Here is a 12,185-nt window from a genome sequence, read left to right as displayed (position 1 = left end):
CATTTTTTTTAAGTAATTGTGTCAGTTTTAGCAGGGTGGCACAATTTCTGAAACCTCATTAACAGTTATAAAACAATAAAATAAATCATAAAATCATGGCTTTAAACATCAAACCACTTTCAGACAGAGTTCTTATCGAACCGGTTGCGGCTGAAACAAAAACTGCGTCAGGGATTTTTATTCCAGATACAGCTAAAGAGAAACCACAAAAAGGAACTGTTGTTGCAGTTGGAAATGGTACAAAAGAACATACAATGACAGTAAAAATTGGAGATTCTGTGCTTTACGGAAAATACGCTGGAACTGAATTGAAATTAGAAGGAAAAGATTATTTGATTATGCGTGAGGATGATATTCTTGCTATAATCTAAAATCCCCTCCCTACCTCCCCGAAGGGGATGAGATTGGAATAAATAAAACATTACTAACACATATATACCTCGAGTATCCTCCGTCATTTGGAGAAAGCTATGGTAGAAAAAAAAAGCAATACTAAAATGGCAAAAGATATAAAATTTGATATTGAAGCACGTGACGGATTAAAACGTGGTGTTGACGCATTAGCAAATGCAGTAAAAGTAACTCTTGGACCAAAAGGTCGTAATGTAATTATTGGAAAATCTTTTGGTGGACCGAATGTTACTAAAGATGGTGTTACTGTTGCAAAAGAAATCGAATTGAAAGATCCATTGGAAAACATGGGTGCTCAAATGGTTAAAGAAGTAGCTTCAAAAACTAATGATTTAGCTGGAGATGGAACTACAACTGCTACAGTTTTAGCGCAAGCAATTGTAAAAGAAGGTTTAAAAAACGTTGCTGCTGGAGCAAATCCAATGGATTTGAAACGCGGAATTGACAAAGCTGTTGAGGCTATTGTTTCTGACTTAGCTAAACAAGCTAAAGTAGTAGGAAGCGATTCTGAAAAAATCAAACAAATCGCTTCTATTTCTGCTAATAATGACGAAGTAATTGGTGAATTAATCGCTACTGCTTTCGCGAAAGTTGGAAAAGAAGGTGTAATTACAGTAGAAGAAGCTAAAGGAACTGACACTTACGTTGATGTTGTTGAAGGTATGCAATTTGACAGAGGATATCTTTCTCCTTACTTTGTTACTAATTCAGAAAAAATGGAAGTAGAACTTGAAAGTCCGTATATCCTATTATATGACAAAAAAGTATCTTCATTAAAAGAATTGTTACCAGTTCTTGAGCCAGTTGCTCAATCTGGAAAACCATTATTAATTATTGCTGAAGATGTTGATGGTGAAGCATTATCTACATTGGTAGTAAATAAATTACGTGGAGCTTTGAAAATCGCTGCTGTAAAAGCACCTGGTTTTGGAGACAGAAGAAAAGCAATGTTAGAAGATATCGCGATCTTAACTGGTGGAACTGTAATTTCTGAAGAAAGAGGATACACTCTAGAAAACACAACTATCGAAATGTTAGGTACTGCTAAAAAAGTAACTATCGATAAAGACAATACTACAATTGTAAGCGGTGCTGGTGAGGCTGACATGATCAAAAATCGTGTAAACCAAATTAAAGGTCAAATGGAAGCTACAACTTCTGATTATGACAAAGAAAAATTGCAAGAACGTTTAGCTAAATTAGCTGGTGGAGTTGCTGTTCTTTATGTAGGTGCTGCTTCTGAAGTAGAAATGAAAGAGAAAAAAGACAGAGTTGATGATGCACTTCACGCAACTCGTGCTGCAGTTGAAGAAGGAATTGTTGCTGGTGGTGGTGTTGCACTTTTAAGAGCTAAAAACGCACTTAGCAGCATTACTCCTGATAATGCTGACGAAGCTACAGGAATACAAATTGTATCTCGCGCAGTAGAGTCTCCATTGCGAACTATTGTTGAAAATGCAGGTCTTGAAGGTTCAGTTGTGGTTGCAAAAGTAGCTGAAGGAACTGGAGATTTTGGATACAATGCTAAAACTGATGAATATGTAGATATGCTTTTAGCAGGAATTATTGATCCTAAAAAAGTTACTCGTGTAGCTTTAGAAAACGCTGCTTCGGTTGCGGGAATGATCTTGACTACAGAATGTGCATTAATTGACATCAAAGAAGATAATGGTGGCGGAAACCCAATGGGTGGAGGTATGCCAGGAATGATGTAATATCATTTTTGATTTTCATACAAAACCGTTCTAATATTATATTAGAACGGTTTTTTTATGCATTTTCTTCAACGATAAATTATTTTTTTAGTCCTCTAAGAAATGTTGTTAGACTAGAGTATCAACTAAAATTAATTATATTAAATTTGTTTAGGTTGATAATTGGAGCGGGCACATTCCAAAGGTACCAGGGTAATTCTTTGCCATCAGCCACACTGTGAAAATATCTGAGCGATCGGGTTAATATAAATAATCATGTTATCAAAAGTCTTTTCTATCCAATGTACTCATTAACAAGTATCTAAATTATGAAATATATAATGTTCTTATTATTTAAAGGTTTTTTATTTGTAGGATTTATATATTTATTTCACATATTAAGTTCTCATAATGTGGAAATATTTAAAGAAAAATATGGAGATACAGACTATACAAAATGGAAAATATGGGGAAACAGAATTTCTCTTTATTGTGTGACGATTATTGTAGCGATTTTTGCAATAGGAACTTTTTTAGAGGCGTTTCGTTTAATTTTTAAATAAATATAAATTTGGTATTAACATAGTCAGTTCTATTTTTCCATTCTATTGATTACTATAGGATTAATAATTAGATTTTCTAAAATACCTTCGCGGTTATTTAGCGATTTTATGGTCGTGAAAAAATATTGGTCACTTACTTTTGATGATAGGTCTGTTTAGATTATCATCACTTATCATATTTAGAAGCTAAATAAAAAATTAACTATGGCGCGGATTTACAAGAAATATCTCCTTGCATATTTCCGTGAATTTTCAATTCGTGACCACAAATCAAAGCAGATTAATAATAAAAAGCCACATTTATAATAAGATATAGCTCTTTTATACCGTTTAACATTAACCTGACTTAAAGTAAAAAAAACGTTATTTTTATCACCCTTTGAAAATTAAAAATAAGCCACAAAAAAAAACCGCCTCAATAAATTTAAGACGGTTTTTCAATATTTTATAATTTTTAATTTTCTAGATCTTGCGTTTTAGATTTTTTACTAAACTTATAAATCACTGGTAAAATTGTTATGGCAACTAAGATCAAAACAATTAACTCAATATGCTTTTTTAAATCAATCTCGTAGTTCTCAAGTAAAAAGCCATACAAATAATGTCCAGCAAAAATTAAAGTGAATGACCAGATAAAAGAACTTAATATATTGTAAAACATAAATTTGTTTTTATCCATAGAAACAATCCCTGCAACTATAGGTGCAAAAGTTCTAAATATTGGAAGAAAACGAGCGAAAATTATCGCTTTACCACCATATTTTTCAAAGAAATCTTTTGATTGAACCAAGTATTTTTTCTTAAACCAAAAACTATCTTCCTTGTTGTATAAATAGTAACCACTTTTTGAACCAAACCAATAACCAACAATGTTTCCTAAAATACCAGATAAAGCTACAAGTGTAGCAAGAAGTAATACATTAAGAAAATCATTTTCAATTATTAAAATATTCTCAATTAATTCACGACTGTAAATTCCAGCTAAGAATAACAAACTATCTCCTGGCAGAAAGAAACCTGCAAAAAGACCAGTTTCAGCAAATACAATAAATAAAACTATATAAATGCCCAATTTAATTCCATTAACATCAAAATGAATATAAAAAAGTGGGTCTATTAAATTCTTCCAATCAAAATCGTTCATTCTAAGGTTTTTTAAGCAAAATTTATTCGCGTGTGAAAGTAAGAATTATTTACCTCATCAACAATTTAATACTCTATTTTAAAATTTAATTAACGCTATAAAGTTAAGAATACTCATACTTGTCTAGACAAATATTAAACAATCGAACTTTTAAATATATTTAAAGAGTGCTAATCGATAAATTTTAAATTCTCCTTAACTTTTAAAAAAAATCAAAGAAAAATAGTAGTTAAACCTACTTCATAACCAAATGGAAATGTAAGTAGGTTCTACTACTATTTTATGATTTAAAATTAATCTCTTAGGTACTTACAGCACTCATGCAGGTTTTCATAAACCTCATTGGATGCCTTAACTTCATCAGTATCATGACCAATATTTGCAATTGCTTTTTTAACAGCTAGAGCCGTCGTTTTTTGTTCGTTAATTATCAAACTCAGCTCGTGCGTTTCAATATTCCATGATGCTGATTTTACGCCAGGAACTGTATAAGCAGCTTTTTGAATTCGTTTTTGGCAATCTTCGCAATTACCATTTACCTCGGTAACGTATTTAGCATTTTTATTCTTCTTTTCTTGTGCTTGAGCTGAAAATCCAGCTAAGAGCACTAACAATACTACTATTAAATTTTTCATCTTTATTTACTTTTATTACTTGTTTATAATTGAACTTTTCTTCTTACTTTATTTTAAATCGCAATCCTGCATAGTACATTTGTCCAAAAACAGGAGCGTAAACTATTGATGCATCAAAAGTGTTGCCAAAAGGATTGTCACTACCTAGAATTGACTTTTTTTGTCTGTAGTTTCCAATATTTTCTCCACCAACATACATTTCGAAAGTTGACGAAAATGTTCTAGTAATTTGAGCATTCATCAACGAAAATGAAGGCGAAAATTCTGGAAGACGATCATTTATCGGGTTTGACATTGTGTTAGGCAATTGCTGTTGACCAATCCAATTGAAAGTGTAATCAAATTTCCACTGTTTTCCTTTATCGCCAATATGCGTTTCATATTCTAAATTACCAAAAAATCGATGTTTTGCCTGCAATGGATTTTGGAAATTGCCAGAAAGATAATCAGTTGTCACATCATAGAATTTATAAGCAGAACGCAAATTAAAGTGTTTTGCTAATTCATAATTAAATTCAAGCTGCATCGTATTAGCAATTGATTTTCCTTTCAAATTGTAAAATATAGCTCGCTGTGGACTTTGCATTAAATCGACTACAGCTTGATTTTGAAAATCTGTTCTATAAAAATCAAAACCAACATCTGCATTTTTTCCAAAGAGTGAGAATTTTTGAGCAAAACTCAGTCCATAGTTCCACGCAATTTCAGGATTCAACCCGTAAATTTTTCCATTCGAATCTAAAATTTCAAATACTCTAGAGCTTGCAAATAAAGGTTGGTTTTCAGCAAAAATATTAGCAGAACGTTTTCCTCTTCCGGCTGAAAATCGTAAAACGGCTTTCTCCCAAGGATTATAACGCGCATGAAGTCTTGGGGTTACAAATGTTCCTAAACGATTGTGATTATCAATTCTCCCTCCTAGAATTAAACTAAAATCATCATCATTATCATAGGTGTATTCGAAAAAAGCTCCAAAAGAATTATCTGTTCTACTGTAGTCATTTACATTTACAAATTCTTGGTATTTGTCATACGTGAAATTCAAACCCGTAGCAAATTTGTTCATTGTGTTGCTAATTATCGAATTGAAAAGTAAATTCGAATAATAACTACTTTGCTTTATATTGTATTGATTTAATCCAAAGTAAGAGTTTTGATCATGAATATTAAATGCATTCTGAAATCCAATGCTTTGATACGGCAGATCCTTAAAAACATAACCAACCTTTGTTGAAATATCAAATCGTTCCGTATTAATTTCAGAACCCCAGAAATTAGTTGTCCCTCTATCTCTGTTCTTATCGAAATCTAATTGTCCGGTTTGTTTTTTATCATTCATATACTTGAAATTGATAAAGCTTACCAATCCTTTCTCCTCATCGTAATATTGATATCTATTAAGAACGTTAACTTGTTTCGCTAGAGGATTATCTAAAAATCCATCATCGTTCATGTCTGTTTTTGCAACTCTGGTATTCCCATGAAGGAATAAGCTACTACTCCATTTGTCAGAAATTTTAGTATTGAAATGAGTATTTAATTCAAAACGAGAATCAGTAGAACCGTAAGCATTCAAGAAAAAAGGAATGTCATTGATCGGTTTAATTAATTCAGTATTGATTTGGCCAGAAATACTTTCATAACCATTAACCACACTTCCAGCACCTTTTGTTATTTGGATACTTTCCACCCACGTTCCGGGCGTAAATGACAATCCATAGGCCTGAGATGCTCCACGAACTGCGGGAACATTTTCTTCCGTTATCATCAAATAAGGACTTGTAAGTCCAAGCATTTTGATTTGTTTAGTTCCCGTCAAAGCATCTGTGAAGTTGACATCAATAGACGGATTTGTTTCGAAGCTTTCAGCTAGGTTACAACAAGCTGCTTTCAGCAATTCCTTACTTGTTATAATTGTAGTATTGCCTGTTACGGTAAATGATTTTTGAATTCCTTTTCGCTTTTTTGTGATTTTTACCTCTTTCAAGTTTTCTTGAGAGAACGCAGGAATAGACACAAAAATCGCAATGAAAAGCATTGCTATTTTATTCATTTTAAAATTATTTAATGTTTATAAAAAGTAGATGTAAACCACAATAGGTGATTTAGCTTTTAAAAACATTAAAATCAGGCGTAAAAAATATATTGGCTATACAACTTAAAAAGTGGTGGTGCATTAGCCTCAAAGAAGTAAGGGGTAACTTTAGCAATTTTACTATCTTCTACAAAAGCAAAACCAACAAGCTGTGATTCCTTGAATAGAATAGTAAAAGGAGCGTCAAATGAAAAGACTTTTAGAATGGTATTATCAGACTTTTTTTGAAAATTTACTACTTTGTCCTTGCAGCAACTTTCGTCTTCAATAGCTTTCTCTACACAGCACGATTTTTTAGCTTTATGAAGAATGGCGGTTTTTACCGAAATAGATTCAATTTCTCCACCACAATAATGCACATTAAAAGCTAGTCCTACATTGGAAACCAATAGTAAGAAAGCTAAAAATAAACTAGTGCAATTTTTAAACGTCATTTTGCAAAATTAATCATTTATGTGAATTCCAAATCTAAAATCATTGTTAAAAATTACAATTCAAATTCCTGGCCTATTAAAGGTATTTTACAAACATAACCGTATTTTTCTTGAATTTTTATACGCAATTCATCTGCAGGTTGATTTTCGCCATGAACAAGAAAAACTTTAGTTGGCTTATTTTCTAATTCAGATAACCAATTCAGTAAATCCTTTTGATCTCCATGTGCTGATAATCCTCCAATTTCTACAATATTAGCTTTTACAGGATAATACTGACCGTAAATTTTGATTTCCTCTGCTCCATCTAGTAACTTTCTTCCACGAGTTCCTTCTGCTTGGTAACCAACCATAATTATAGTTGTTTCTGGAATTACGATGTAATGAGTTAAGTAGCTTAAAACTCTACCTCCAGTAATCATACCGCTCGCAGCAATAACAACCTTTGGTCGGTTGTCTAAAATTATTTCATTTGTTTCCTTGTAATCAGAAACTAATAAAAACATTTTACTCACTTTATCACATTCGACAGGAGATAATTTATGCCAAGTTGGATTATCTCTAAAAATTTCTAAGGCACTAATTCCCATAGGAGTATCTATAATGTAAGGAACATTAGGAATTCTATTTTCTTGTTTTAGTTGCCAAAGTAAAAACATAATTGTTTGCGCACGCTCTACTGCAAAACTTGGAATAATAACAGTTCCACCTTCATCGATTGCGTTATTAATATACTTTTCTAATTCTAATTTAGTATCTGAATATGGGTGAAGTCTATTACCATACGTACTTTCGAGAAAAACATAATCGGCTTTTTTTGGCTTAGTTGGCGCAAACATAAGAACGTCATCATCTCGACCTACATCTCCTGAAAAAACTAGTGTTTTATTTTCGAGCGTTACAGCAATCGTACATGCACCTAGAATATGTCCTGCAGTAGTAAATGTTGCTTCAATTTCTGCGTCTAAAGGAATTGGCTCATTCAATTTCGCTACTTTAAAAAGAGGAAATACTTTCTCTGCTTGGTCTACGGTATATAGAGCTTCAGCAATTTCGTGTTTAGAATACTTTCCTTTATTAGCTTTCTCAGCCTCTTCCTCTTGAATTTTAGCACTGTCAAGAAGAATAAGTTTGGTTATATCTTTAGTAGGACTGGTACAATAAATTTTCCCCTTAAAACCTTGATGGACTAACCTTGGCAGCCAGCCACAATGATCTAAGTGACCATGTGTTAATAAGACAAAATCTATTGTAGATGGTAAAATAGGTAACGGATCCCAATTCATTTCTCGCAATGGTTTTATTCCTTGAAATAGTCCACAATCGATTAAAATACGAACTCCTTTACTTTCTATTAACGTTTTTGAACCGGTTACAGTTCCTGCACCACCTATAAATGTAACTTTCATAGTATTGACTTTATTAAAACAAATTAGTATTTACTTTTTTTTAAATGTATCGACATAACTCTGAAGCTTCACGTAAAACGTTTTTAATTCGGTTAGGGCTTAAACCTATTTTATCCAAATATTGAGAATTAGCAACTATTTCTCGCACTAAAATAATGTCTAACACAAGAAGCTTATCTTTTTCAGCGAGCGTCAATGTAGTCAAGCACGTGATAGGATAAAGAGCATTAGAATCGTTCTTAGTTTTTAAATTATCATTAGGAGGATAGTCCCAACTTAATAAATTCAATCCTGAACATTTACCAAAATCTATAGCATCTTTAGTAAATCGATTATTAGTAACAATCCAGCATTTTGAAATCATATCTCTTTCTGTAAAAATCGAGTGATGTCTATCTTTCAAGTCGTTAAATCGAGATAAGATGTACATAGGAACTTTTACATCAGAAGCAGCTTCCCTTCCCATATGGAATTTACATTCTACCATAGAAATGATGTCGCTTTTTTTAACAACGACATCTATTTCATGCGAAACACATTTACCAAACAAAGTCATGTTAGTCAAAGTTTTATAATTTTCAGAGGCAAAAAGTCGCGCTGTATACTTTTCGAAAAAAAAACCGGCCGGACCTAATAATCGTATTGCTTCTCTAAGATTGTAACGTGCTGCATGCGAATTAGCTGTTTTTTTAAGCAAGGCAAAAGCCATTTTATAAATTTGCTTTGTAGAAATTCCTTCATAAATCTCGCCTTCAATTTGTTTCATGATACCGTCCACTACTTTTGAATTTGCGCCAGATTTTAATAGCGATTTTTTAAGTTTTGATGGATTGAACTCGACAATGAGGCCTGAATGTTTAACTATCTTCATACTTTTATAAATTTGATAATAAGCAAATTATTCGGAATAAAGATACAATTTAAAAGCTGCTTATCTCTGTTTTTGATAATAAAATCCTGCAATAAACACTAGTAGAAAAATAGGCTGAATGAGAAACCTTCGAATATAGAACAAAATCCAATTGTGGTTTTCAGCACTAAAGTATACAATGTAAAAAAAACCAATCGCAAAAATGACAAAGAAAAAAGCATAAAGAAAGAGCGCAAACTTTATCATCGAAATATCTTTGAATAGAATGTAAATGACACCAAGTGAGAAAACGGTGTTAAGCGCATATCGAAACAATACGTTTACCATTAATAAGGCGAAATCAAATTGTGGTAAATCTAAATTTGTAAAATCTTTCTTGAAAAAATTTAAAAGGGGATCGTAAAACAATTCGTTTTCAAAAGCGCGAACAAGCACTAATAAAAAAACCAGAGCCAGGAGTTGTAGAATTCTGAATTTATTATTTATTATTTTTTGAAGCATATTTAGAAAAGTTACGGACCCAAATAAGCCACAGAATAAAAACTACACCGTAAATGTACAACGGAAAAAGCACTTCATGCAGCACCGATTTATGTTCAGGATAATAAAAAATGAGAGCACTTAATGCGGCTATTCGAATTACATTCAAAATATAAATAAGAAGGCTTCCGCCAAAAACGAAAAGCGCAGTTTGAATTATTTTTCCTGAAAAAGCAATCACAAAAGAGATAAATAAAATTATAACACTTACGGCATTACAACCCTCTACTATTCTAGCGACATACTTTTGTTTAAAAAATAACTTCATATACGGATTTCCAATGCTTTGCTCTACTGACGAATCAGCTACAAAAAGCAATAACACTTGCTCCGTATTTTTTCCGACAATACTAGTAATAGAATCTGTTTGATTTTCGTCAAAACTATTTAGATACTTTTGATAAACAGCAGTGAGAATGATGTAAGTCAAAAAAAAGCTAAAGAGAAAAATTAAAAAAGGTTTATATTGAATAAAATATTTTTTCAAAGGCTGTTATTTTAAACGAATTTATTTATTATTTGAAATTACTTTAAATACTTTTACAAAATAAAAACAAAACGATGACATTTCAAGAATTACAACCAAAAGTAACCGAAATAACTTTAAACACTAGTCTTTCACGTGACGAAAAGCTTTTAAACATTTGCCAACTATTAAGTGATTCTATCTCCTATTATAACTGGGTGGGATTCTATTTTGCTAATCACGAGACAAAAACATTGCATCTAGGACCATATGTAGGAGCAGAAACAGATCACACTGTAATACCTTTTGGAAAAGGAATATGTGGACAAGTTGCAGTTTCTAACAATAATTTTGTTGTGCCGGATGTGGCTGCTCAAGACAATTATATAGCGTGCAGTTTTACGGTAAAGTCTGAAATTGTGGTTCCATTATTTGTAAATGGTGAAAATATAGGGCAAATAGATATTGATAGTCATGTTATTAATCCTTTTACAGAAGAGGATGAACGTTTCTTAGAATTTGTTAATCAAGAGATAGCAGAACTTTATTAACTTGTTATAGTCCTTTGGATAACTGAATATGAAAAAAAAGCTTTATATATTTATACTAATATTCAGTACAAGTTTAGCATTCTCGCAAGTACCTAAAATTGTTAGTAAAAAAATCTTCCTCGATTCATCTGGAAACGAAACAGTAGAGGATCATCATACTTCGTATAGAATTATAAGAAACTACTCCTCTGACAGCGATCATTATGAAATAAATGATTACTACAAATCTGGAAACATCAAAATGAAAGTTCTGTCTAAAAATAGAGATTATATGGAAATGGACGGTGCATTTATTACTTATTACGAAAACGGAAAAAAGAAATCTATTTCAAACTATAAGGACAAAAAAAAAATAGGGAAAGAATTTAATTATTTTGATGATGGAGCCCTTCGTTTAGAAATTGAATATCTAGAAAACGAAGGAAACCTTGCTGTTAATTATAAAGTAATTGAATTTTGGAATAAAGAACGTCAGCAAAAAGTCGTTGATGGTAATGGTGAATATCGAGGGTTTGACTTAGAGGGAACTTTTTTAATAGGATTAATTAAGAATGGCTTAAGAGAAGGGAAATGGACAGGATCTAGCTTAAAACAGGGTATTAAAATTATCGAATTTTACACTAAAGGAAAGCTTGTTTCAGGAACATCAACCGATTCCAATAACATAGAACGAAATTACACTACACTAATAGAAAAGCCTAAACCCGACAAAGGCCTTAATCATTTTTACAGTTTTGTGAGCAAAAATTTTACTGTACCTAGAGAATTTCAAATAAATAAAATTTCCGAAAAAATCATCGTAAAATTTATTATAGAAAAAGACGGGAGCGTAACTGACTCAAAAATAATTAGAGGAATAAATGATGAATTAGATAAAGAAGCAATACGAGTAATAACAGACTATGAAGGATGGACAGTAGGAAAAATGAGAGGCTTACCAGTAAGAGTCTCCTACACCATTCCTATTACGATTGCAGGATCATATTAGAAAGACCAAGTAAAACTCTTTAATTGTAATTGTCAATTCAAAATTTTGTATTACTTTTGCATCCGTCTTACAATAGCTGTATGACATACATAAAAATCATTAAACAAATATTGGAATGTATTTAACTAAAGAGATTAAAGAAGAGATCTTCGCTAAACACGGAGAAAAAACAAACACTGGAAAATCAGAAGCTCAAATAGCTTTGTTTACTTACAGAATTAGCCACTTAACTGAGCACTTGAAAAAAAATCGTCACGATTATAATACAGAGCGTTCGTTAGTATTGCTAGTAGGTAAAAGAAGATCTTTGTTAGATTACTTGAAAAAGACTGAAATCAACAGATATCGTGAAATTATCAAAGTATTGAATATCAGAAAATAATC

At 31.8% G+C, this 12,185-nt stretch carries 13 protein-coding genes; 5 read left to right on the top strand and 8 right to left on the bottom strand.

What is annotated here, in order from left to right; genetic code table 11:
• The first annotated feature begins 95 nt into the window (after nucleotides 1-95).
• Complete coding sequence (locus BC961_RS01640; RefSeq protein ID WP_007137725.1) at nucleotides 96-371, top strand: co-chaperone GroES; 276 nt, start codon at nucleotides 96-98, stop codon at nucleotides 369-371.
• A 126-nt stretch (nucleotides 372-497) separates the two neighbouring features.
• Entirely contained in the window at nucleotides 498-2,126 is a 1,629-nt protein-coding gene (gene groL, locus BC961_RS01635) for a chaperonin GroEL (RefSeq protein WP_121924502.1), read from the top strand.
• A 996-nt stretch (nucleotides 2,127-3,122) separates the two neighbouring features.
• On the opposite strand, the gene BC961_RS01625 is transcribed toward groL, so the two are convergent.
• The 8 genes from BC961_RS01625 to xrtF form a co-directional block, all read right to left on the bottom strand.
• Nucleotides 3,123-3,812, bottom strand: a complete 690-nt coding sequence (locus BC961_RS01625) for a DedA family protein (RefSeq protein WP_121924109.1) — start codon at nucleotides 3,810-3,812, stop codon at nucleotides 3,123-3,125.
• 293 nt (nucleotides 3,813-4,105) lie between these two features.
• Nucleotides 4,106-4,447: a heavy-metal-associated domain-containing protein gene (locus BC961_RS01620; protein ID WP_121924108.1), complete on the bottom strand. Its 342-nt coding sequence runs from the start codon at nucleotides 4,445-4,447 to the stop codon at nucleotides 4,106-4,108.
• Nucleotides 4,448-4,490: 43 nt separating this feature from the next.
• On the bottom strand, nucleotides 4,491-6,500 hold the full coding sequence (locus BC961_RS01615; protein ID WP_121924107.1) for a TonB-dependent receptor plug domain-containing protein: 2,010 nt from the start codon (nucleotides 6,498-6,500) through the stop codon (nucleotides 4,491-4,493).
• Between the two features lie 74 nt (nucleotides 6,501-6,574).
• Nucleotides 6,575-6,976 carry an HYC_CC_PP family protein gene (locus BC961_RS01610; RefSeq protein WP_121924106.1) on the bottom strand — a complete coding sequence of 134 codons (402 nt, stop codon included), beginning with the start codon at nucleotides 6,974-6,976 and terminating at the stop codon, nucleotides 6,575-6,577.
• Nucleotides 6,977-7,029: 53 nt separating this feature from the next.
• On the bottom strand, nucleotides 7,030-8,385 hold the full coding sequence (locus tag BC961_RS01605; protein ID WP_211331299.1) for an MBL fold metallo-hydrolase RNA specificity domain-containing protein: 1,356 nt from the start codon (nucleotides 8,383-8,385) through the stop codon (nucleotides 7,030-7,032).
• 40 nt (nucleotides 8,386-8,425) lie between these two features.
• On the bottom strand, nucleotides 8,426-9,256 hold the full coding sequence (locus BC961_RS01600) for an ATP cone domain-containing protein (protein WP_121924104.1): 831 nt from the start codon (nucleotides 9,254-9,256) through the stop codon (nucleotides 8,426-8,428).
• Between the two features lie 60 nt (nucleotides 9,257-9,316).
• Entirely contained in the window at nucleotides 9,317-9,757 is a 441-nt protein-coding gene (locus BC961_RS01595; RefSeq protein WP_121924103.1) for an exosortase F system-associated membrane protein, read from the bottom strand.
• Nucleotides 9,735-10,283 (bottom strand): exosortase family protein XrtF, encoded by a 549-nt coding sequence (gene xrtF / locus BC961_RS01590; RefSeq protein ID WP_121924102.1) that lies wholly within the window; start codon nucleotides 10,281-10,283, stop codon nucleotides 9,735-9,737. Before xrtF ends, BC961_RS01595 begins: the two co-directional genes overlap by 23 nt.
• 74 nt (nucleotides 10,284-10,357) lie before the next feature.
• Here xrtF and BC961_RS01585 point away from each other — a divergent pair, with 74 nt between their 5' ends.
• The 3 genes from BC961_RS01585 (at nucleotide 10,358) to rpsO (ending at nucleotide 12,183) form a co-directional block, all read left to right on the top strand.
• Nucleotides 10,358-10,813: a GAF domain-containing protein gene (locus BC961_RS01585; RefSeq protein ID WP_121924101.1), complete on the top strand. Its 456-nt coding sequence runs from the start codon at nucleotides 10,358-10,360 to the stop codon at nucleotides 10,811-10,813.
• A gap of 28 nt (nucleotides 10,814-10,841) precedes the next feature.
• Nucleotides 10,842-11,801 (top strand): energy transducer TonB, encoded by a 960-nt coding sequence (locus tag BC961_RS01580; protein WP_121924100.1) that lies wholly within the window; start codon nucleotides 10,842-10,844, stop codon nucleotides 11,799-11,801.
• A gap of 115 nt (nucleotides 11,802-11,916) precedes the next feature.
• On the top strand, nucleotides 11,917-12,183 hold the full coding sequence (gene rpsO, locus BC961_RS01575) for a 30S ribosomal protein S15 (protein ID WP_121924099.1): 267 nt from the start codon (nucleotides 11,917-11,919) through the stop codon (nucleotides 12,181-12,183).
• Nucleotides 12,184-12,185 lie beyond the last annotated feature (2 nt).

This window comes from Flavobacterium weaverense (assembly GCF_003688495.1).
Classification (GTDB): Bacteria; Bacteroidota; Bacteroidia; order Flavobacteriales; family Flavobacteriaceae; genus Flavobacterium; species Flavobacterium weaverense.
The sequence above is the reverse complement of the archived record's forward strand: the minus strand, read 5'-3'. Positions and strand labels throughout refer to the sequence as shown.